Below are 22,113 nucleotides of genomic sequence, written 5' to 3'. Positions count from 1 at the left end.
CTGCAATCGAGAATCATTAAAAAAGTACTACCTCGTAGAAACATGAAGTAAACTTAAAACTTACTTTCCCGCCTATTGGACTACTTCATAAAAAAACATGCCTCTCCGTAAGCAATAAGTCCAATTTTTAGCTCTAATAGGAACATCCAAGTAACATTCAAATTTTCTCACAAGTATAAATCACTCGGTTCTTTCCAAGAACTTTCCTGTTTTGAATAACACAGAACATACTTAACGATTGAACAAACCATTCTTCCGTATACCATTGAGGCAAAAGAGGCGCAGTTGCACCATCCCACAGCCCTAGTGGCATAAACTCAATTAGCATATATCTCTCTGTATAATTCAAAATAGTCTTTAATATGTTATCTATGCTATAGCCTTGCGTTAACAAAAGGTGATGAGTAACCGCCATTGCTATAACCATTTCTGAACGTAGCCTATTAGACCTTTCGTCACTTGCTATATGCCTATATGTACCACTCATAAAGTTAAAACATGCAGTAGTGATCTTCTCGCTTTCCCGTTCTGATAAATATAAAAAATCTATAGCGTATGAGTCATAGTCTGCAATTACAGCTCCCCTTAAAAAAGTCTCTTTGGATAGCTCCCTAATTAAAACCCCCTGGTTTCCAGCCAACTCAGTTATGCTCTCAGGCTTTAACCGTTGACACTGAGATTTCACCCAGTTAAACCTATCAGACAACTTCACATTACCACCCTCATCGTAATACTTCGAAGTTTCATGATATCTACTCCACTTAGACACGCCGTTTAATTTAATATTCTTAATTTTTTTTTCTAAACTCCTAAGGTTTGTACGCCTTAACGGCATAATCTTAGAGCTTAGGAGAAATTTTGCTATCGACACAACAAATTTATTGTCAAACTTATTTTCTATATCCTTCGCAGTGAACTTGCTCCCCGCCTTATATGATGAAATTATTTCACTCAATTTTTTTACATTAGAGTAACCTAGCACTCTAAAAAAAGGATTAAATAAAACCAACCCTTCGACTAACCCAATACCATAACCTGAGTCTAAGAATACTTTCTTATAAACTGAATCCAAGCTCTTAGCTTTTGCTATCAACGGATAGTAATAACTACCCAAAAATTCAGAGTGAGCAACCCACCCGAAACCTTCCTTATGTTTTACAAAACTACCAAGGTCTACAAAAGTAGGTAATGCACCATTAAAAACAACATTATATGGATGACAGTCTTTTAACTGATAACCATATTTATTCGCCAGATCATTCACCTTCAAAACACATAGAGCTGCAGCCCTTAACATCTCAGGCGACCACTCAAATGGGTAAGTTATTGGCCCAAGTTTTGTGTGCTCTATTACTAACTCATAACCAATTATTTGCATCTCCGATATGCGAGTCTTCGGCAATAACCTATTTTTTTCAAGTTCCTTGATTAATCCACAGTTTAATAATCGCCGAGTTGAGCCTACTGCGTTTCTATTTACTCCTCTGTATACTTTTTTATCGCCAATAAAAACAGCACCCATATCATCGACGGAACTCAAACTAGTTTTTTCAAGTATTTCCATTTTTTCCCTTCCCAAAAAATAAGCCTTATCCTTGGTAAACGATTAAAGTTTTTTTCTAAAAGAATCACTCTTAGTTTATTTCCATTTTTTATCGCTTAAGCTAAAACAAGATACCCAAGAAGCATACTTCAGTAAACTGACAATAGAATTAGTTTGCATTAAAAAATTCCTTCTAGTTTTTAGAAGCAGCATATTAATAAAGTAACTTGATATGAAGTGAGAAATTAAAGTCGCATAAACAGCCCCCATAATTCCATAAAAACCAATTAAATAGAGGTTTAATAAAACATTAATCACGGCTCCGACCACAAGCCTTACACTAGCAATTTTTTGTAGGTTTTCATTCAAATAATATGCCCAAGAACCATTACTTAAAAAAACAAAAACTATTGACCATACGTAAACCCGCAAAACATCTATACTTTTAGAATATTCAAGCCCATACAGTAAGACAACTATCTCTTCTGAAAAATTGGATACAAAAAAAGCGATAACGAATGAAATTTTGACTAACATGCCGTACATAGATTCAATTTTTTCCAAATACAACTTTTCATCATAGTTTTTCGCCTTTATTATTGAAGGCATAAGAGTACTAGTAATACTGGTTGTTATGAATAACCACATTAAGCTTAACTTCACCGCCACGGCATAGTGCCCAACCGAGCTATTACCTAACATGCTTTGAATCATTACTTGATCAATTTGCATGTAGATGGATGCAGCCATGGAACCAAAGATTAGCGGCCAAGAATCTTTAAGTAATTTTTTAGCAACTTGCCAGTCAAAAGTCCAACCTAGTAACTTTAAGCAACTTCTTTTGTTATAAAAATAAACAAGCCCTAATCCCAGAAAAAATGCATCAAAAACGATCATTAATGCGAAGGCAATTAATGGCGCATGGTTAACCAGCAATACAACCTTAATAACACTAGAAAGCCCAAGGCACACGCTGTTAGCAAGCGCGACATACTTAGACAACACTTTGGACTGATAATAAGCGTCTATTACATTAAAACTCTGAAATATCGTCGCTGAAGCTATAATAAACACCAATAATTTAGTGTACTCATCATTATCAGTAAAATATATCGCTATGGCTAACAGTGGAAATATACAAATGGCACCCATAAGTTTTAATCCGAATACTGTGCCTAATAACTTATCACGTTGACTCTCGTCTTTAACTAACTCACGTACCAGAATGCCATCCAACCCTAGCGAAGCAATCGCAGTAAACAAAAATACGAAACTTTGAGCATAACTCAACAATCCGAATTGTTCTGGCCCTAGATAACGAGCTACCCATACACCCACAAATATGCCAACAAGCATACGTAGAATCTTTTCCCCCATTAGCCATGAAGTGTTTTTAAAACACTTCATAAAACCTTTGTGTTGTCTAAGTATTGCTATCTTATTTAGCATTCTTTAGCTAGTGCACAACAATATTTTTAAGTTTTCTATATGGCAAATATAACATCCAATAAACCCTATAAAGTGCGCCCATAAAAGGTGATGGAGTGTTTTCTAAATGCACTCTTTTCTCCTCTGCAAAGCGTTGTTTTAAGTTCGGCCAGTCCTGGCGGGAACTAATGCCTGTATCTCTCATTACAGATAGGACTTGATGTTGTATTTCCATCGTCGCATTTTGTTGGAAGGCTCTAAAAAAAAAGTCATAATCCATAGCGATTTTAAAACTTTCATTAAACCCACCTAATTGATCAAAAAGTTCTTTTTTACAAAAAGCACCTTGATGCATCACTGGCGTTTTAAAGTAAGTTCTTACTCCGAAGGGTATGGTTGCTTTCCTAATATTGTCATCTTTTGTTTGATAAATAACATCAAACGCATAAATATCAGCGTCGCTTTCCATATAACAAAGCGCATTAGAAATAACGTTACAATCAGCCAAGTAGTCATCTGCATGTAAGAACAACAAATACTCCCCCGTTGCTAACTTAATGCCTTTATTCATAGCATCGGCAATTCCATTATCTGGCTCTGAAATCCATTTCGTTATTTTAGAGTCATATTGCCTAATAATATTTAAGGTTTTATCTGTGGATGCTCCATCTATAACGATATACTCAATATCACCGTTCTTCTGATCTAAAACACTTTTTATGGTTTGCTCTATATATTTTTCGGCATTGAAACAAACGGTGATAATAGATATTTTTGGCATTAACTCTCAATCTAAGTACTCATTAATGCGCTAAGTATAGGGCAGTTATTCAAAAACGGTAATCTCAATATTTATTCAACTAAAATTAATAGCTCACGCCCCCTAAGCACACTTAAAGGCAGGTACTTCGTAAGTATTCAAAAAATTTTACAAAGAACAATGGCTAAAAACTGCCAAAGAAGGTCTTACAATCCAAACGAGTTCATTTTATATTTACTACACAAACCCATATTTTCTACTATTATTGATAAAGTATCGTTTATTATGTACTAACTATAGGAAATTAATCGATTTAACATGGCTGTATCCGGCGAAAAATTTTATTTAGGTGGCTTAGCAAGACGATTGGTCTTAGACGGTCTAATTACTGAAGACGTTGCACTCAAATATTCTGAGGAGGCTTATAAAAAGAAAAGACCTTTTGTTAGCTTTCTTGTAGAGAAAAAAGTTTTAGATAGTCAAATTATTGCTCTTTCTGCTTCTGAAGAGTTTGGCGTTCCATTATTTGATATTACTGCACTGAGCAAGGATGTTATTCCCAAAGGTATTGTTGACGAAAAATTAGTTCGTAAACACCATGCATTACCGATATTTAAACGTGGCAATAAGCTGTTTGTTGCAGTATCTGACCCGACTAACCTTCAAGCGCTTGATGAAATAAAGTTCCAAACAAGGATGAGTACCGAAGCCATTCTTGTTGAAGAAGATAAGTTAGCACGTGTTATTGACACAGCTATGGATGAAGAAGATACATCCATGAGTGACTTATTAGATGACGATCTTGAAAATATTGATTTCGATGATCCCGATGCAGAGCCCGTGGATGATATTGACAGTGAGATTGATGATGCACCGGTTGTGCGGTTTGTTAACAAAATCCTATTAGATGCTATTAAAAAAGGCGCGTCGGATATTCATTTTGAGCCGTATGAGAAAAGTTTTAGAATCCGAACACGGCAAGATGGTATTTTGAAAGAAGTTGCTTCACCACCAATTAATATCTCAAACAAACTGATATCACGAATTAAAGTGATGTCGCGGATGAATATTTCAGAACGCCGTATTCCACAGGACGGTCGTATTAAAATGGCTCTTTCTAAAAAAAGGGCCGTTGATTTTCGTGTTAACACCTGCCCTACTTTATACGGTGAGAAAATTGTACTGCGTATTTTGGATCCGACCAGCGCACAAGTGGGTATCGAACAGCTAGGGTTTGAGCCTGAGCAAAAAGAAGCCTTCCTAACGGCTATTCAGAAACCTTATGGCATGATTCTCGTCACCGGCCCAACCGGTAGTGGTAAGACCGTTAGCCTTTATACCGCGCTTAACTTATTAAACGACCCAAACATCAATATTTCAACCGCTGAAGACCCCGTAGAAATTACCGTATCGGGTATTAACCAAGTTAATGTTAACCCTAAAACCGGTCTAACTTTTGCTGAAGCGCTTCGAGCTTTTTTACGCCAAGATCCAGATATAATCATGGTCGGTGAGATTCGAGACCTTGAAACCGCTGAAATTTCTGTTAAAGCCGCACAAACCGGTCACCTTGTTCTATCTACATTACACACAAACGATGCCCCACAAACCTTAAACCGTTTAAACCAAATGGGCGTTCCACCCTACAATATTGCAGCATCTGTGTTATTAATTATGGCGCAACGTTTAGCAAGAAAACTATGCGATAAATGTAAAAAAGAAGAGACATTACCAACAGAGTTATTAATCAAAGAAGGCTTTAGCCCTGAAGAAGCTGAAAGATTAACAACTTACAAGGCTGTAGGCTGCGATCATTGCACTAACGGCTATAAAGGGCGTATTGGCATTTTCCAGGTGATGCCTGTTTCTGAAGCCATGGAAAACCTTATCATTAAAGGTGGTTTAACAACTGAACTTGAAGAACAAGCTGCACAAGAGGGCGTTTTAACACTCAGGGAGTCTGGCTTTAAAAAGGTCATCGCTGGTATTACCAGCATAGAAGAAATAAACCGAATCACTAAAGATTAAACATTATGGCATCTAGTGCATCAAAAATTACCTATATTTGGGAAGGAACCGACAATAAAGGCAACCGCAGCAAAGGGGAAATAAATGCCCGAAGTGATGCCCTTGTTAAAGCAGAACTGAGGCGTCAAGGCATTCGCCCCCTTAAGGTTAAGAAAAAGCCTCAAGCACTTTTTGGTAGCATGGGTCAAAAACCAATTGTTCCTAAAGACATCGCGGTTTTCAGCCGTCAATTAGCAACCATGATGGCGTCCGGCATTCCATTAGTACAATCTTTTGATATTATTGGCAAAGGACACGAAAAGCCTGCCATGCAAGATATGCTTGCCAACATTAAATCAGACATTGAGGGCGGGTCAACACTCGCTGAAAGTTTAGGAAAATACCCTTTTCAATTCGATGAGCTATTTTGTAATTTAGTAGAAGCTGGCGAACATGCCGGTATTCTCGAAGATTTACTAGTCAAAATTGCTGAATATAAAGAAAAAACAGAAAGCTTAAAAGCTAAAATCAAAAAAGCCCTTACCTATCCTATTTCAGTATTAGTAGTGGCCGTTGTTGTTACCGCAATCTTATTGATTTTTGTTGTGCCTCAGTTTGAAAGCTTATTTAGCGGCTTTGGTGCAGATTTACCTGCGTTTACACAAATGGTCGTCGAACTGTCTCGTTTTATGCAAGAGTGGTGGTGGGCTGTCTTTGGCATAATAGGCGGTGTTGTATTTGTTCTAATGCAAGTTAAAAAACGTTCACGTAAATTTAACCACCTGCTCGATAGAATGATACTGAAAATGCCAATTATTGGCGACATCATGAACAAAGCAGCCATTGCTCGTTATGCTAGAACGTTGTCCACCATGTCTGCTGCTGGCGTACCCTTAGTAGAAGCACTAGAGTCTGTTTCAGGGGCAACCGGAAACATTGTTTACTCTGAAGCCGTTTTACAAATGAGAGAACAAGTGGCGACCGGCATCCAATTACAACAAGCTATGAAAAATGTAGGCCTTTTCCCTCATATGGTTGTGCAAATGGTCGCTATTGGCGAAGAAGCAGGCTCGGTCGAAAGCATGCTTGGTAAAGTGGCTGATTTTTATGAAGAAGAGGTCGACAACGCTGTGGATTCCTTATCTAGCCTTATTGAACCCTTAATTATGGCTATTCTCGGTATCTTAGTGGGTGGTTTAATTGTTGCCATGTACCTGCCTATCTTTATGTTAGGGTCTGTTTTTTAATAATACACCCAACGGCTTAACCGTCTTACATGAGCATTATCCAAGCGCTTGAACAAAGCCCCTTTTTATTCTATTTAACCGTTTGCTTACTAGGGCTTCTGGTTGGTAGCTTTCTTAATGTTGTCGCCTATCGGCTACCCATCATGTTACAAAATGCTTGGCGCCAAGAATGCCTCGCCTTTCTTGAGCAAGAAGATACAAATAATCCTTCACCAGCGGCCTTTAATTTATCGCAACCGCGTTCACGCTGCCCTTCTTGCCAACACCCTATTAGCGCACTCGAAAACATTCCCGTTTTGAGCTACTTATTTCTACAAGGGCGATGTAAAAACTGCCAACAAGCTATCTCAATTAGATACCCCGCCGTCGAGTTAATCACTGCTCTTTTGTCGCTTCTCATTGCCGTACAGTTTGGCGTGTCGTTACAAATGTGCGTCGCTTTATTATTTACCTGGGCATTAATTTCCCTAACATTGATAGACCTTGACACTCAACTATTGCCCGACTCTATCACCCTTCCACTTTTATGGTTTGCCTTATCCATCAGCCTATTTGAAATTTTCATAACACCTAAAACCGCACTCATCGGCGCACTCGCCGGTTACCTTAGCCTTTGGTCAGTTTTTTGGTTATTTAAATTAATCACCGGTAAAGAAGGGATGGGCTACGGTGACTTTAAGCTACTTGCCGCTATTGGCGCTTTATTGGGCTGGAAAATGTTACCTCTGGTCATTATGTTATCTGCTTTAGCTGGTGCAATCATTGGAATAACACTCATCATTATTCACGGACGAGATAAGAACATACCCATACCATTTGGCCCCTATTTATCTATTGCCGCGTTTATTGCGTTGATCTGGGGCGAAAAAATTAACCTAACTTACCTCCAGTTTGTCGGCTTATAACATCGTATGTTAACCATTGGTTTAACGGGGGGTATTGGCTGTGGCAAATCGACTGTCACCCAATTGTTCGAAAAAAGAAACGTCCCCGTGGTGGATGCAGATATTATCTCCCACACCATTGTACAACCAGGACAACCCGCCCTCCTCCAGCTGCAACAAGCCTTTGGGGGTTCCATTCTTTTACCAAGTGGTGCACTAAATAGGGACTACTTACGTGATTTAATTTTTAACAACCCCAGCAAAAAAGAAACCTTAGAATCCATACTCCATCCGATTATTTACAAAACCATGTACCAAACCTTGGCTAGCTTTGACTATCCTTATGGTATTTTAAGTATTCCTCTTCTACTAGAAACCAAGCACCAATCAAACATTGACCGCATCTTGGTCATTGATTGCCCAGAAGCCACTCAAATTAAACGCGTTAAAGCACGCGATCAACTGAGTGATTCTATGATTAGCTCAATTATGAACGCTCAATGTACCCGCGCATTCCGCCTCAGTCAGGCTGATGATATTATCACCAATGTTGGGTCATTAAATAGTTTAGAAAAAAAAGTAGAGCAGCTACATAACTTCTACTTAGAAATGAGCGCTGGAAAAACCAAATAATATCCTGCAAAATAACCGTTTTAGGATTTATCTATTACTTGTGTCTGAACAGATCACTTACGAACTACCTCTTAGTGAACGTATCCGCACCTTTTTGCGGCTAGAGGATTTATTCGAGCAAATGTTACACTTTTCTCAACATGACGGAGAATGGCAAAACAGAGCTGAGCTGAGTTGTTTACTTGATATTCTTGCCATCTCAAGCAGAACAGACCTAAGAAATGAAATTACAAAAGAAATTGAACGACACACAAAGTGCCTTGTCATTTTTGCTAAAAACCCAAAAGTAGACCGCGAAAAACTAGAGCAAAGCATTGACCAACTCAATTCATTAAACCGCCAGCTTTTAACATCTAGCGGAAGAATTGATCAGGTCTTAGGGCAGGTTGACTTATTAAAGTGCTTATCACAGCGCAACAGTATCCCTGGTGGTACCTGCGATTTTGACCTGCCAGCTTACCATTTTTGGCTTAATAAGCCATTAAGCGTTCGTCGAGAGCAGATACAAAACTGGACCGCTCATCTCACACCAATTCGGCAATCTATCTCGCTATTACTGCAATTTATTCGCTATAGCGCCATGCCGACCGAAAAAATTGCACGTGCTGGTTATTACCAACAAAGCTTAGATACTAACCATCCGGTTCATTTACTTCGGGTTTCTTTAAACCTTTCCTCTGAGTATTTTGCTGAAATCAGTGGTGGTAAGCACCGCTTTACAGTCCGCTTTATGTTGCCCCTTGAAACAGAAAGACCCAGTCAAATAGATGAAGACATTCGTTTTACATTAAGTATCTGCCAACTCTAAAATGAAAACACAAACCGTTAACTGCCCCACTTGCCGCAAAGCCGTGCCTTGGAATAAAACCTCAACCTTTAAACCTTTTTGCAGTGAGCGCTGTAAATTAATTGATCTAGGGGAATGGGCTTCAGAAAAACATGCAATTGCTGGAGAAAAAGCACACCCAGCTGAGGACGATCAACTGTTCGAACATTAAGCTTTGACTGTTACCTGCCAAATGCTCTTATACCAGCCACACCATAAGCACCATTTGACAGCGCTTTATCTAGCGTTTCTGGCCCCACACCCCCTAGAGCAAAAACAGGTAGCGGCACAGCCTCACTTAACGACTTAAACTGCGACCAGCCTAAAGGCTTCATGCCTATATGCGTTTGTGTTGCACATACAGGTGATAACACGGCAAATAATACGCCCAGTTCCTTTGCTGCTTTTAGTTCTTGTTCATTATGGCAAGAGGCGGCCAGCAAAACACCTTCCAGTGAACTGGCTTTATTTTTCATAGCTAGCACCTCGTTAACACTTAAGTGTATCGCCTCAGCATTCATCTCTAATGCATCAGTCATACTGCTATTAATAAATAAACGAACATTGTTACGTTTACAAAGAGCCATCGCTTGCTCAGCTAAGTGTTTAAAGCCACTCTTATTAAGCGACTTTGCTCGCCATTGAATCATCGTATACCCGCCTGATATTAAGGTCTTTAAATGGCTTAACATCTCTTCTTCTCCGCCTATTGACTCATCAACAATTGGATAATACCGAGGTAAATTCAACGCATCGATGATCGCCTTGTTTGCTGCAGGAAATGAGCTTTTGTCTAACGAATCGATCGCAAGCCATTTAATCGGTTGACCTTCCATTCCACATGACTTGCCTTGAAAGCTTTCAACCAGGTACACCTCAAGCAACACACCTATATCGTTGTAATCGTGCTTCACCTGTATAAAGGGAACTGCCGTTAACACCTCTATATTTAACTCTTCTAGTAGCTCCCTTTTTAACGCGTCTTCAGTCTTTTCGCCTTCTTCGACTTTACCACCCGGAAATTCCCACAAGCCACCTTGATGCGCCTTCTTAGAGCGCTTACTAATCAGCACCTCATTGTATTGATTTTTTATAACCCCGACCGCTACCTTTAACATCTGTATATCAATACTATGTCTAATACTTTATGAGCGGTACTCAGCATTTATTTTGACGTAATCGTAAGATAAATCGCAGGTTAATACACGAGATGAACAGTCTCCTTGAGCCAGACAAATACGAACACAAATTTCATCTTGATTCATAATCTTTTGCCCCTGCTCTTCAGTATAGTCAGCTGAACGCTTACCGGCCTTAACAATACAAATATCATTTAAGTAAATTGAAACCGCATCGACATTTATTGTTGCTATGTTCGCTCTACCTACGGCGGCTAGAATCCTCCCCCAATTAGGGTCTGAGGCAAAAAAGGCGGTTTTCACTAATGGTGAATGCGCAACCGTATAAGCCACTTCCTTTGCATCACTTGCTGTATAAGCTTGTTCAACCTGAACGTTTATTAGTTTTGTAGCGCCCTCTCCATCTCTTACAATTGCTTCGGCCAAATAACTACACAGCTGTTTTAATGCTGCTAAAAACACTGGGTACCGTTTATCACTTTGCGTCTCAATCGGCTCTATATCAGCCGCTGCGGTTGCCATTAATACGACAGCATCGTTTGTTGACGTATCACCATCTACCGAAATACTGTTAAAAGACATATCCACAGCCTCCTTCAGCATAACCTCGAGGATTTTTCTGCCAATCGGCATATCAGTCGCAACATAAGATAGCATCGTCGCCATATCTGGCCTTATCATGCCTGAGCCTTTTGCAATGCCCGTTATGGTGACCTCTGTGCCATCCAACTGTAATGTACAAGAGCAGCCTTTTTCACAGGTATCGGTTGTCATAATGGCTACAGCCGCTTTTTGCCAATGCTGTTCGCTTAAGGTATCTACTGCCGTTTGCAAACCACCTACAAGCTTGTCTACTGGTAACGGTTCACCAATCACTCCTGTTGAAAACGGTAATACCTGTGTTTCTTTAGCATTCACCTTGCTTGCAAGTTCTGCACAGCATGTTTGCGCTGTCAACAAACCTGCGTCGCCCAAACCAGCATTTGCATTGCCTGAATTAATCAGTAGATAACGTGGAGAGTCTTCGGCTAAATGTTTTTTAGCCACTGTAACGGGCGCTGCACAAAATTTATTTTTTGTAAAAACAGCCGCAACCTGTGTTTGCGCAGTCAGTTCAAATAGCGTTAGGTCGTCACGTTCAGTTTGTGAAATACCCGCTGATGCGGTGCCAATGCGAACACCTGATATTGCTTTTAATTCTAAAGGGACAGTTCCGCCTACAGGCATGATTAAGCTCCTAATAAACAGTTATAGTTATAAAGTTAAGTAGCCCTTAGACTATAAAAAGCCACCTTACTCAAAGCGCTTAACGTAGCCTCACAGCTTGCCGTGGCACTGTTTAAATTTTTTGCCAGAACCGCATGGGCAAGGGTCATTCCGGCCAATTTTTTTATCCGAACGTTTAAAAGGCTGTGCCTTGTCGGCTTGCTCATCGTTCTTCTCTTCACCTAAGGCATTTGCATCATCATGCTTGTATTCCATGGTTTGATGAATACGACGTTGCTCATCAACGGCTTGAACATCTTCTTCTGCACGAACTTGGACCTTTGTTACCAATTGAACAACATCTCTTTTTAATGTATCTAATAGCGATGTGAAGAGCTCAAAGGCCTCGCGTCTATATTCCTGTTTCGGATCTTTTTGTGCATAACCACGTAGATGAATACCCTGTCTTAAATGTTCCATCGCACCTAAGTGATCCCTCCACAACGAATCTAATGTTTGCAGCATCACCGATTTTTCAAAGTGCCGAAGCACCTCTGCACCTGCTAATATTTCTTTTTTAGCATAGTCATCGCTGATTGTTTTTAGGATTAGCTCGCGCAGACTGTCTTCATGCAAGCTATCATCTGTATCTAATAGCTCTTGAATATTAAGCTTGCAGGAGAACTCATCCTCAAGAGCAGCCTGTAAGCCTGCAATATCCCATTGCTCTTCGATTGATTGTGCTGGAATATACACATCAATTAATTGGTTAACGACATCTTCACGTATAGAAACAATAGTATCGGCAATATCTGATGCCTCCATAATTTCATTACGTTGATCATAAATCACTCGACGTTGATCATTCGCCACATCATCGTATTGAAGAAGTTGTTTACGAATATCGAAGTTATGCCCTTCTACTTTACGTTGAGCATTTTCAATCGCTTTACTCACCCAAGGGTGCTCAATCGACTCACCTTTTTCTAAACCCAGTTTTTGCATCAAACCAGATACACGTTCTGAGGCAAAAATTCGCATTAAGCTGTCTTCTAACGATAAGTAAAAACGACTTGCACCAGGGTCACCTTGACGCCCTGACCGCCCCCTTAGCTGATTATCTATCCGGCGCGACTCATGCCTTTCTGTACCAATCACACGGAGACCACCGGCATCTAGTACTGCCTGATGCTTTTTTTGCCATACTTCAGATGACTCGTCGTCACTCTTGCCACCCAAAACAATATCGGTCCCCCGTCCGGCCATATTAGTCGCAATAGTGACCGCCCCTAAAGCACCGGCATTGGCAATAATTTGTGCTTCACGTTCATGCTGTTTAGCATTAAGCACCTCATGAGGCACCTTCTTCTTGGTTAGGCTGGACGATATATATTCAGAAACTTCAATAGAGGTCGTACCCACTAATACTGGCTGCTTTCGTTGGTAGCAATCTTCGATATCCTCAATAACCGCTTCGTATTTTTCTTTCGCTGTTAAATAAATAAGATCCCCGGCGTCTTCACGCGCCATCCCACGGTGTGTTGGAATAACAATAACTTCCAAACCATAAATTTGTTGAAACTCAAATGCTTCAGTGTCTGCAGTACCGGTCATTCCCGATAATTTGTCATACATCCTAAAATAATTTTGGAATGTAATAGACGCCATCGTTTGGTTTTCACTTTGAATTTTAACGCCTTCTTTTGCCTCTACTGCTTGATGAAGCCCCTCGCCCCAGCGCCGGCCCGGCATTGTTCTTCCAGTAAACTCATCAACAATAACCACTTGACCATTTTGAATAATGTAATCGACATCTTTGTGATACAGCGCACTGGCTCGTAATGCAGCATATACATGATGCATCAACCCAATATTAGTGGCATCGTATAGGCTTTCATTTTCACTTAATAGGCCGCTACTGGTCAGTAGTTCTTCAATTTTTTCATGGCCTAACTCTGTCAAAAAGACTTGTTTCGACTTCTCATCAACGGTGTACTCACCACCCTCTTGCGACTCAACCTCTTCTGTAAGGTCTTTTACCAACTCGTTAAGCTTGATATATAAATCACTTTTATCATCTGTTGGGCCTGAAATAATCAATGGTGTTCTTGCTTCATCAATTAAGATTGAATCAACCTCATCAACGATCGCGTAATGCAGCTCACGTTGAACCTTGTCTTCGACACCAAATGCCATATTGTCTCGAAGGTAATCAAAGCCAAACTCATTATTAGTGCCGTATGTAATATCTGCTGCATAGGCTTCGCGTCGCTGTTCAGGGCTCATCGAATTGACGATCACACCCGTTGTCATGCCTAAGAAGGCGAACAACTGCCCCATCCATTGTGAATCACGTTCAGCCAAGTAATCATTCACTGTCACCATATGAACGCCCTTACCGGGCAATGCATTCAAATAGGCTGATAACGTGGCAACCAGTGTTTTACCTTCACCGGTTTTCATTTCGGCGATGCGTCCATCATGAAGCACCATCCCGCCAATTAGCTGCACATCAAAATGACGCATGCCTAAGGCGCGAACACCAGCTTCTCTAACCACTGCAAACGCTTCAACGATTAATGAGTCGAGTGTTTCACCTTGTTCAAGTCGAGCACGAAATTCATCCGTTTTCGCTTTCAACTCAGTGTCACTTAAGGCACTGATTGATGCTTCAATCTCATTAATTTTTTTAACGGTTTTTTGTTTTGCTTTTACCAACCGATCATTACGACTACCAAAAACTTTCTTTACGATATTTGAAATCATTACAAATAAACTTTAGTGTGAAACGAAAAACCAAATGATACCGCATATGGTTCACTGAAACCTGCTTTTTAGGCCCATTCAAGCCCTATTCATAACGCTTTAAATTAGAATGTAAAAGGACGTAGGAGTAAGTACTGCCTTAGCTTGAAGAATACAGGTATTTACGGGGATTCACCTTCTTACCGTTGCGCATTACTTCAAAGTGAACATGTGGCCCGGTAGAATGACCCGTTGACCCCATTTTAGCGATAACATCATTTTGTTTAACGACATCGCCTAATTTGACCACTATTTCCTTATTATGCCCATAGCGGGTGACGTACCCTGAGCCATGGTCAATTTCAATTAAATAACCATAACCGCCTTTTTTCCCCGCGTAGGTCACCAAGCCAGATGCAGCGGCTAAAACACTGGTCCCTGTCTTGCCCGCAATATCGACACCATGGTGAAATTTTTTCTTGCCAGTAAATGGATCTGCTCGGTAACCGTAATACGATGACAACCATCCTTTTGCGACTGGTAACCCTGCTGGGCGAACCTCTTTAGACAACTCTTTATTTGCCGAAAAAACACCCAATAACGTTAATTGTTTTTCGCGTAAAGATAACTGTTTATCGAGTACTTGAATATCATGCAGCAATTGGTTTTCTGTAAAACTTTCTGCTGAGTCCGGCAAATCTGCACTGCCGATGGCTGGTAATTCGTCAAAATTAAATTCTGACGCCGTTAAATTAGCCTTCTTAACAAGGTGTTCACCAACCGCATTCAGCCTCGTCAATTGTGCTTGCATTTGCCCAACTCGTAAGGCAAGGTTATCCAGCGTATTTTGAGTTTTCTCGCGCACTCTTTCCAGCTCTATTCGCTGGGTTAATAACTCTTGAGATACCTTCCCTGATTGTTCGGTTAACCTAACTTCAGTCACCGATGGCATATACCAATAAACTGCTAGTAATAAAACAAAGCTACCAAGTAACCCATAGATAACTTTTTGCTGGATCGCAGAAAAGTTGATGGTTTTCTTTTTACCTTTTGTTAACAGTATAATTTGCATATTATTTATTTTTTATCTTAACAACATATGTTTAAACAACCTTTCAAAAACAACAGGTCATCCTTGAATGGTTTACAGCATATTCAGCAAAGCTTGCATCAACAAAAAACACTTCTGCGTCTTGTTCAACGATCAATAACTGAAGATTTGGCAGCTCATTGTTTGCATGTCACCGCCAGTAAAAACACGGTAATCTTATTCACCGACTCTTCTGTCTGGGCTTCAAAACTACTGTATCTACGCCAACCTATTCTAAACGCCTTATCAAATTATTTTGGTGAACGGGTTCGTACTTTAAAGGTTAAAGTGCTATCTAAGCACACAGCAAAAACGCCGCTTTTGCCTAAATCGCCATCCAGTCATACATTAAAGTGTCTTACAGAAGCCAACGATTCAGAACAGGCAGACTCGTTAACCCATTCCATGAATAAACTCATCAAGACACTACAAAAAAACAAGCTATCTTAGTTTAAACACCCGCAGGTAGTGGTTCTATATATGAAATAGGGAATTGGTCATCTTCTTCAAACGTTACTTCTTCCCAAGCATCCTCTTGAACCAACAACTCTCTTAATAACTTATTATTAAGCTCGTGCCCCGATTTATGGCCATGAAACTCACCAATCAAACTATGCCCTAGTAAGTATAGGTCACCAATAGCGTCCAAAATTTTGTGTTTCACAAATTCATCTTCGTAACGCAAGCCATCTTCATTTAAGACTCTAAAATCATCGACGACAATGGCATTATCCATGCTTCCACCCAACGCTAAGTTGCGTTGACGTAACATTTCAATATCCTTCATAAAACCAAAGGTACGCGCACGACTTATCTCTTTAACAAACGAGGTTGAAGAAAAATCAATAATCGCCTTTTGTGTACGTGATTTAAATACTGGGTGATCAAACTCAATACTAAACCCGACCTTAAAGCCTTCAAAAGGGACAAAGCTCGCCCACTTATCGCCATCCTCTACTCGGACTTCTTTTTTGATGCGAATATAGCGTTTCGCTGCGTTTTGTTCTTCTATACCAGCCGATTGTAGTAAAAAGACAAACGGGCCTGCACTGCCATCCATGATCGGCACCTCAGCAGCACTTAAATCAATGTAAATATTATCAATACCCAATCCAGCAATGGCCGACAACAAGTGTTCAACAGTAGAGACTCGTACGTCACCTTGTATCAAGGTGGTTGATAATTGTGTGTCACCTACATTTTCTGCTTTTGCTGGAATAACGACTGCTTCGTCAAAATCTATTCTGCGAAAAACAATACCGGCATTGACGCCTGCAGGGCGCAACGTTAAATAAACCTTTTCGCCACTGTGTAAACCAACACCCGTAGCACGAATCACGTTTTTCAGCGTTCGTTGTTTAATCATTTAAAACTCCCAAGCAGATAAATTCAATTTATTTTTATTGTCATTATTGCGGGATATTAACACATTTTGCAATTTAACAATAAGCCATGCATTGCCACGTACTCAGTTATTTTACCGCCCTCAACACATTTCAATATCCAAGGGCGGTTCACGGTCTCAACTAATCGGCTTGCCTTCTTAAAAACGCAGGTATATCCAAATAAGCAGGGTCTAAGGTATTATCTATACCACTGGTTTTTTGATCCGCCATTTCCGCTTTTCCATCACGCATGATTGTTGGAATATCAAAATCCTCTTCCTTCAGGTCAGCCGTTTTAATGGCTTCTCTTTTCACTTGAACAATCGGCGTTGGTTCTTCAGCCACTTTTGCCTTGCCACCTAAACCAGTTGCAACAACAGTTACTCGCATTTCGTCTGACAAATCAGGATCAATAACCGTACCGACAACGACATTCGCATCATCCGATGCAAAATCTCTAATCGCTTGACCGACCTCTTCAAATTCACCTATAGACATATCTAATCCAGCCGTGATATTCACTAAAATACCGCGAGCGCCTTGTACATTGATATCTTCTAACAAGGGGCTGTGAATGGCCGCTTCTGCAGCTTCGCGTGCTCTAGATTCTCCTTTTGCATTACCTGTTCCCATCATCGCATCACCCATTTCTGACATAACAGTTCTAACGTCAGCAAAGTCGACATTAATCAAGCCAGGGCAGGTTATTAATTCTGCAATCCCTTGTACAGCGCCTAGCAAAACATCATTCGCCGCTTTAAAGGCATTTAGCAGACTCATTTCTTTGCCCAGTACGTGCAATAACTTTTCATTCGGAATAGTAATTAATGAATCAACGTGAAGTGCTAATTCCTCTATCCCTTGTTCTGCCAATAACATTCTTTTTTTGCCTTCAAATGGGAAAGGCTTAGTCACTACAGCTACTGTTAAGATACCCATTTCTTTTGCTATTTCGGCCACTATTGGCGCAGCACCTGTCCCTGTTCCACCACCCATTCCTGCTGTGATAAAGACCATATCAGAACCGACGATTACTTCTTGAATTCGCTCTCTATCTTCAATCGCTGCTTGACGGCCCACTTCAGGGTTCGCGCCTGCACCCAAGCCTTTTGTACTATTATTACCTAACTGCAATACCGTTTTAGCTGGTGTGTCTTTTAGAGCTTGCGCATCTGTGTTGGCGCAAATAAATTCCACACCATCTATTGCACTATTAACCATGTGATTCACGGCATTGCCACCGCCACCGCCAACACCAATGACTTTAATTACTGCATTTTGTGTATGTGCATCCATTAATTCAAACATATCAATTCCCCTATCTTGTTAATCTAAATACTAAAGTCTCTATTTATCGTTAAAAATTACCTTGAAACCAGCTCTTCATCTTTTCCCACATAGCTTCAAAACCATTTTTCACCTCTCCACCACTTGCCACACTATTTTGCTGCCCAAACAACAACAACCCAACACTGGTTGCATATATCGGATTACGAACCACCTCGCTTAAACCAGACACATACTGCGGATAACCCAGGCGAACAGGCATGTGGAATACCTCTTCTGCCAATTCAACCAATCCCTCTACCTTTGCACTGCCGCCCGTTAGCACAATCCCTGCGGCAACAATGTCCTCGTAGCCCGAGCGCCTCAGCTCAGCCTGTACAAGCATCATTAATTCCTCATAGCGAGGCTCAATAATTTCAGCCAAATTTCCACGTGAAATTTTTCGTGCCGGCCGATCGCCTATGCTTGGCACATCAATCATTTCGTCCTCTTGAACTAATTGAGTCAGCGCACATGCATATTTCAACTTAATTTCATCGGCATGCTGGGTAGGCGTCCGTAATGCAACAGCGATATCATTAGTAACTTGGTCTCCGGCAATTGGAATAACCGCGGTGTGGCGAATAAAGCCATCACAAAAAACTGCAATATCCGTCGTGCCACCACCAATATCAACCAAACAAACGCCCAGTTCTTTTTCATCATCCGTGAGCACCGAACTGCTCGATGCAAGCTGCTCTAAAATGATATCGCCTACTTCTAAACCACAACGCCTTACACATTTAATAATATTCTGCGCTGCACTCACTGCGCCGGTCACAATATGTACTTTTGCTTCCAGCCTGATGCCCGCCATTCCAACAGGCTCTTTAATGCCCTCTTGTCCATCGATGATGAATTCTTGTGGCATGATGTGAAGAATCTTTTGATCCGCAGGAATAACCACTGCCCTTGCCGCATCAATCACTCTCTCTATGTCTGATGGAATCACTTCGCTTTCTTTAATACCCACCACACCACTGGAGTTCAAGCTACTGATGTGACTGCCTGCTATCCCCACAAATACTGAGTGAATTTGACACCCCGCCATCAACTCAGCCTCTTCTACAGCGCGTTGAATTGAATGTACTGTAGACTCGAGGTTAACCACCACGCCTTTTTTCAAACCTCGCGAACTATTGGTTCCGATACCGATGACATCAATCGTTCCATCTGGGGTTATTTCCCCCACAATGGCCGCCACTTTAGATGTACCTATATCTAAACCAACAATTAAATTCTTATCACTGTTTTTCTTCATTGTTCTTAGCCTTTAACTGGCTGATCCTTTTTCAATTTAAATGCGGCTATTTGCTCAACCCGGTCAGCAAATTTATAACCGTCTTTCCACTGTACGGACACCCCATTTGGGTAACGCAAATCCACCTTCGCAAGCTGATCTATCAAACTGCCTTCCAGCGATGCCAATAACCTTAATGATTTACCAATTGCCTGTTCAGGCGACTGATGACCCACACTTACTTTTATGCCATTGCTCATTACTGCCGACCAACTACCGTGCTCTGCTAAACTCAATTTGCTGACTTGAATACCCGTGCTTTTTATTGCGTTATTAACTTTTCTATATTCTTCAAGTATCGCCTGACTACTCGTCTCCACGCCTGATAAACTTGGCAATGTTTCTAAGCTTTTATCAAATACCGGTTTAAATACCTCGCCCTGTGTATTCAGCAAGGCCGTTTTATTCCAAATCGCAGCAGGCTTTTGTTCCACCAAGGTCAGTACAATAGTATCTGGCCACACACGCCTAATTGTTGCTTTATTCACCCAGGGTAAGGCCGTCGCGTGTTTAACAATTTCACTGCTATTCATCGCGAAATACCCGGTATCAACTAATGCTGATAACGATGTTGAAATATCCTCAGCTGTCACATAATTTAATTCACCACCGATACGCACCTGTTTAATGGGCATCGTGCTTGGTTGCATTAACCAGCTAACGAACTGCCATACAACAATCGCTACTATTAGAGAAAGAACGCTCTTTTTAACCAACACTTCATTTTGCTGAAGCAAATCAATCATCACACTCTTCATGCCCCCTCCTTCGCAAAGCTGGTTTCCAATATCTGCCAAACTAATGTATTAAAATCAATACCTGCCTGTTTTGCGGCCATTGGGACTAAGCTGTGGTCGGTCATTCCAGGTACCGTATTTATTTCTAATAACTGCGGCTTACCTTGTGCATCTAACATTAAATCAACGCGCCCCCAACCTTCACCAGCCAACAACTTAAAGGCTTTAATCGATAAGTGTTGTAAGGCTTGTTCTTGTTCAGCAGTTAGCCCACAGGGGCAATGGTATTGAGTTGTTTCTGCCTGATATTTCGCTTCGTAATCATAAAACTCATTAGGGGTTTCCAATCTAATCACTGGCAACGCTTTATCTGCTAGTACAGCCACGGTGTACTCTGCTCCTTCAACCCACTGCTCTGCCATAACATCACAGGTAAATTTCATTGCTTTTTTATACGCTTCACGAAGCTGCTCTATGGTATTTGCTTTTGCCATCCCCAAACTAGAGCCTTCTAGCGCTGGTTTAACCATGACTGGAAAACCTAGCGCAACTACGCATGCATCTATATCGGATTCTTTTTCTAGCACCATCCATTTTGGTGTTGGAAGCCCAGCACCCAGCCAACAGTTTTTTGTTCTTAACTTATCCATGCCCAATGCAGACCCCAATACACCACTCCCTGTGTAGGGAATGCCAATTAGTTCTAAAGCACCTTGCAATTGGCCATCTTCTCCACCACGCCCGTGCATAATATTAAAAACACGGTCTATACCTTTTTCTTTTAACTCCATGATGTCAGAGGCTGCCGTATCAAACTTAATCGCATCAACCCCCTGTGATTTAAGGGCCGACAAAACGGCCTCACCACTTAATAATGAAATGTCACGCTCAGCAGCATGCCCACCCATTGCCACAGCAACCTTGCCAAAAGATTTAGCGGATTGAATAGTGCTCATTGCGCCTTTTCCTCACCGATAATACGAACTTCTGTTTCAAGCAAAACACCCTGATTTTTATGCACCTGACCTTTGACATATTCAATGAGACGTTCAATGTCCTTAGCCGTGGCATGACCTGTATTTAATATAAAGTTCGAATGTTTCTCTGATACTTGCGCACCGCCAATTCGATAACCTTTCAAGCCTGTTATTTCAACTAAATGCGCCGCATGGTCTCCTTCAGGGTTTTTGAAAACAGATCCACCGCTAGGAACATTTGTAGGTTGTGTTTGTGAACGTTTAGCCAATAACTGACGTATTTTTTCACGACTTTCTTTATTGCCACCTTGAGGAATATCTAAATAACACGCTACAAACCACTCATCATCAGCCAGTGATACTGAGCGATAGCCCACGTCAAAATCATCCGCATCGCGTACTATTAAATCCCCGTGCCGATTCAACAAAACAACCTTACTAACTAACGCCCATGTTTCACCACCAAATGCACCAGCATTCATAGCTAACGCACCACCCATTGTGCCGGGAATACCGGCTAAAAACTCCGCCCCAGACAAGCCTTTTTCTGCAGCTAGTTTAGCCACCAAAGCACACGGCACACCTGCTTCAACTTTAAGCATTCCGTCAGCCAATTGTTCCATCTGTTTTAAACAACCTCGTGTATAAATGACTGAGCCGCGCACGCCACCATCACGAATTAATACATTACTACCCAAACCCAACCAAAGTACTGGCTCGCCAGCTGGTAGCGACTTCAAATATTGTTGTGCGTCCTCTATACCTGCTGGTTTATATAACCGATCTGCAATACCACCCACACGCCATGATGTATAACGAGCCAAGGGCTCCTTCTCCATCAAGCATCCTGTTAATTGGTGAGTATTTTTCATCATCATAT

20 protein-coding genes are annotated in these 22,113 nt (G+C 41.0%); 7 read left to right on the top strand and 13 right to left on the bottom strand.

The annotated features are described in order from the left end of the window. Positions 1–157: 157 nt before the first annotated feature. From Q91_RS01945 to Q91_RS01935, 3 genes are all read right to left on the bottom strand, one after another. Positions 158–1,564 carry a hypothetical protein gene (locus Q91_RS01945; protein WP_015005198.1) on the bottom strand — a complete coding sequence of 469 codons (1,407 nt, stop codon included), beginning with the start codon at positions 1,562–1,564 and terminating at the stop codon, positions 158–160. A gap of 75 nt (positions 1,565–1,639) precedes the next feature. Next, positions 1,640–2,992, bottom strand: a complete 1,353-nt coding sequence (locus Q91_RS01940) for a flippase (protein ID WP_015005197.1) — start codon at positions 2,990–2,992, stop codon at positions 1,640–1,642. Positions 2,993–2,999: 7 nt separating this feature from the next. Then, positions 3,000–3,752 (bottom strand): glycosyltransferase family 2 protein, encoded by a 753-nt coding sequence (locus tag Q91_RS01935; protein WP_015005196.1) that lies wholly within the window; start codon positions 3,750–3,752, stop codon positions 3,000–3,002. A 297-nt stretch (positions 3,753–4,049) separates the two neighbouring features. Here Q91_RS01935 and pilB point away from each other — a divergent pair, with 297 nt between their 5' ends. The 6 genes from pilB to yacG are packed head-to-tail and all read left to right on the top strand — an operon-like array spanning position 4,050 to position 9,500. Beyond that, positions 4,050–5,759, top strand: coding sequence for a type IV-A pilus assembly ATPase PilB (gene pilB, locus Q91_RS01930; protein ID WP_015005195.1), 1,710 nt, complete (start codon positions 4,050–4,052; stop codon positions 5,757–5,759). Between the two features lie 5 nt (positions 5,760–5,764). Beyond that, on the top strand, positions 5,765–6,985 hold the full coding sequence (locus Q91_RS01925) for a type II secretion system F family protein (RefSeq protein ID WP_015005194.1): 1,221 nt from the start codon (positions 5,765–5,767) through the stop codon (positions 6,983–6,985). Positions 6,986–7,014: 29 nt separating this feature from the next. Further along, complete coding sequence (locus Q91_RS01920) at positions 7,015–7,890, top strand: A24 family peptidase (RefSeq protein WP_015005193.1); 876 nt, start codon at positions 7,015–7,017, stop codon at positions 7,888–7,890. 6 nt (positions 7,891–7,896) lie between these two features. Further along, a complete protein-coding gene (coaE, locus tag Q91_RS01915; RefSeq protein ID WP_015005192.1) occupies positions 7,897–8,502 on the top strand; it encodes a dephospho-CoA kinase in 606 nt (201 codons plus the stop codon). A 40-nt stretch (positions 8,503–8,542) separates the two neighbouring features. Next, positions 8,543–9,310, top strand: a complete 768-nt coding sequence (gene zapD / locus Q91_RS01910; protein WP_238538349.1) for a cell division protein ZapD — start codon at positions 8,543–8,545, stop codon at positions 9,308–9,310. A gap of 1 nt (position 9,311) precedes the next feature. Next, the gene (gene yacG / locus Q91_RS01905) at positions 9,312–9,500 is read left to right on the top strand and encodes a DNA gyrase inhibitor YacG (protein ID WP_015005190.1); all 189 of its coding nucleotides are present in this window, start codon (positions 9,312–9,314) and stop codon (positions 9,498–9,500) included. A 10-nt stretch (positions 9,501–9,510) separates the two neighbouring features. Here the strand turns inward: yacG and Q91_RS01900 are convergent, their stop codons facing one another. The 4 genes from Q91_RS01900 to Q91_RS01885 form a co-directional block, all read right to left on the bottom strand. Then, on the bottom strand, positions 9,511–10,446 hold the full coding sequence (locus Q91_RS01900; RefSeq protein WP_015005189.1) for a Nudix family hydrolase: 936 nt from the start codon (positions 10,444–10,446) through the stop codon (positions 9,511–9,513). A 27-nt stretch (positions 10,447–10,473) separates the two neighbouring features. Next, the gene (gene argJ, locus Q91_RS01895; protein WP_015005188.1) at positions 10,474–11,694 is read right to left on the bottom strand and encodes a bifunctional glutamate N-acetyltransferase/amino-acid acetyltransferase ArgJ; all 1,221 of its coding nucleotides are present in this window, start codon (positions 11,692–11,694) and stop codon (positions 10,474–10,476) included. A gap of 90 nt (positions 11,695–11,784) precedes the next feature. Then, the gene (secA, locus tag Q91_RS01890; RefSeq protein ID WP_015005187.1) at positions 11,785–14,439 is read right to left on the bottom strand and encodes a preprotein translocase subunit SecA; all 2,655 of its coding nucleotides are present in this window, start codon (positions 14,437–14,439) and stop codon (positions 11,785–11,787) included. Positions 14,440–14,578: 139 nt separating this feature from the next. Beyond that, the gene (locus Q91_RS01885; protein WP_015005186.1) at positions 14,579–15,490 is read right to left on the bottom strand and encodes a M23 family metallopeptidase; all 912 of its coding nucleotides are present in this window, start codon (positions 15,488–15,490) and stop codon (positions 14,579–14,581) included. 63 nt (positions 15,491–15,553) lie between these two features. On the opposite strand from Q91_RS01885, the gene Q91_RS01880 reads away from it, so the two are divergent. Beyond that, positions 15,554–15,958, top strand: a complete 405-nt coding sequence (locus Q91_RS01880; RefSeq protein ID WP_015005185.1) for a DciA family protein — start codon at positions 15,554–15,556, stop codon at positions 15,956–15,958. 1 nt (position 15,959) lies between these two features. Here Q91_RS01880 and lpxC read toward each other — a convergent pair whose 3' ends face one another. The 6 genes from lpxC to murB form a co-directional block, all read right to left on the bottom strand. After that, the gene (gene lpxC, locus Q91_RS01875) at positions 15,960–16,874 is read right to left on the bottom strand and encodes a UDP-3-O-acyl-N-acetylglucosamine deacetylase (protein WP_015005184.1); all 915 of its coding nucleotides are present in this window, start codon (positions 16,872–16,874) and stop codon (positions 15,960–15,962) included. Between the two features lie 160 nt (positions 16,875–17,034). Further along, entirely contained in the window at positions 17,035–18,201 is a 1,167-nt protein-coding gene (gene ftsZ, locus Q91_RS01870; RefSeq protein WP_015005183.1) for a cell division protein FtsZ, read from the bottom strand. Between the two features lie 49 nt (positions 18,202–18,250). Further along, positions 18,251–19,480 carry a cell division protein FtsA gene (ftsA, locus tag Q91_RS01865; RefSeq protein WP_015005182.1) on the bottom strand — a complete coding sequence of 410 codons (1,230 nt, stop codon included), beginning with the start codon at positions 19,478–19,480 and terminating at the stop codon, positions 18,251–18,253. A gap of 5 nt (positions 19,481–19,485) precedes the next feature. Beyond that, positions 19,486–20,277, bottom strand: a complete 792-nt coding sequence (locus Q91_RS01860) for a cell division protein FtsQ/DivIB (RefSeq protein ID WP_015005181.1) — start codon at positions 20,275–20,277, stop codon at positions 19,486–19,488. Next, positions 20,274–21,212 carry a D-alanine--D-alanine ligase gene (locus tag Q91_RS01855; RefSeq protein ID WP_015005180.1) on the bottom strand — a complete coding sequence of 313 codons (939 nt, stop codon included), beginning with the start codon at positions 21,210–21,212 and terminating at the stop codon, positions 20,274–20,276. Before Q91_RS01855 ends, Q91_RS01860 begins: the two co-directional genes overlap by 4 nt. Next, positions 21,209–22,111, bottom strand: coding sequence for a UDP-N-acetylmuramate dehydrogenase (murB, locus tag Q91_RS01850; protein ID WP_015005179.1), 903 nt, complete (start codon positions 22,109–22,111; stop codon positions 21,209–21,211). The genes Q91_RS01855 and murB overlap by 4 nt, the downstream gene beginning before the upstream one ends. Positions 22,112–22,113 lie beyond the last annotated feature (2 nt).

The sequence above is a fragment of the Cycloclasticus sp. P1 genome (assembly GCF_000299965.1).
Lineage (GTDB): Bacteria > Pseudomonadota > Gammaproteobacteria > Methylococcales > Cycloclasticaceae > Cycloclasticus > Cycloclasticus pugetii.
Note: the sequence above shows the minus strand (reverse complement) of the source record. Positions and strands in the feature narration are given on the sequence as shown.

Bases quoted from the DNA above. Each gene is read 5' to 3' on its own strand.
- Q91_RS01940 (WP_015005197.1), bottom strand. From the start codon at position 2,992: ATGCTAAATAAGATAGCAATACTTAGACAACACAAAGGTTTTATGAAG.
- Q91_RS01900 (WP_015005189.1), bottom strand. From the start codon at position 10,446: ATGTTAAAGGTAGCGGTCGGGGTTATAAAAAATCAATACAATGAGGTG.
- Q91_RS01860 (WP_015005181.1), bottom strand. From the start codon at position 20,277: ATGAAGAGTGTGATGATTGATTTGCTTCAGCAAAATGAAGTGTTGGTT.
- Q91_RS01855 (WP_015005180.1), bottom strand. From the start codon at position 21,212: ATGAGCACTATTCAATCCGCTAAATCTTTTGGCAAGGTTGCTGTGGCA.
- Q91_RS01885 (WP_015005186.1), bottom strand. From the start codon at position 15,490: ATGCAAATTATACTGTTAACAAAAGGTAAAAAGAAAACCATCAACTTT.
- murB (WP_015005179.1), bottom strand. From the start codon at position 22,111: ATGATGATGAAAAATACTCACCAATTAACAGGATGCTTGATGGAGAAG.
- pilB (WP_015005195.1), top strand. From the start codon at position 4,050: ATGGCTGTATCCGGCGAAAAATTTTATTTAGGTGGCTTAGCAAGACGA.
- Q91_RS01920 (WP_015005193.1), top strand. From the start codon at position 7,015: ATGAGCATTATCCAAGCGCTTGAACAAAGCCCCTTTTTATTCTATTTA.
- Q91_RS01945 (WP_015005198.1), bottom strand. From the start codon at position 1,564: ATGGAAATACTTGAAAAAACTAGTTTGAGTTCCGTCGATGATATGGGT.
- secA (WP_015005187.1), bottom strand. From the start codon at position 14,439: ATGATTTCAAATATCGTAAAGAAAGTTTTTGGTAGTCGTAATGATCGG.
- lpxC (WP_015005184.1), bottom strand. From the start codon at position 16,874: ATGATTAAACAACGAACGCTGAAAAACGTGATTCGTGCTACGGGTGTT.
- Q91_RS01935 (WP_015005196.1), bottom strand. From the start codon at position 3,752: ATGCCAAAAATATCTATTATCACCGTTTGTTTCAATGCCGAAAAATAT.
- ftsA (WP_015005182.1), bottom strand. From the start codon at position 19,480: ATGAAGAAAAACAGTGATAAGAATTTAATTGTTGGTTTAGATATAGGT.
- coaE (WP_015005192.1), top strand. From the start codon at position 7,897: ATGTTAACCATTGGTTTAACGGGGGGTATTGGCTGTGGCAAATCGACT.
- yacG (WP_015005190.1), top strand. From the start codon at position 9,312: ATGAAAACACAAACCGTTAACTGCCCCACTTGCCGCAAAGCCGTGCCT.
- ftsZ (WP_015005183.1), bottom strand. From the start codon at position 18,201: ATGTTTGAATTAATGGATGCACATACACAAAATGCAGTAATTAAAGTC.
- argJ (WP_015005188.1), bottom strand. From the start codon at position 11,694: ATGCCTGTAGGCGGAACTGTCCCTTTAGAATTAAAAGCAATATCAGGT.
- Q91_RS01925 (WP_015005194.1), top strand. From the start codon at position 5,765: ATGGCATCTAGTGCATCAAAAATTACCTATATTTGGGAAGGAACCGAC.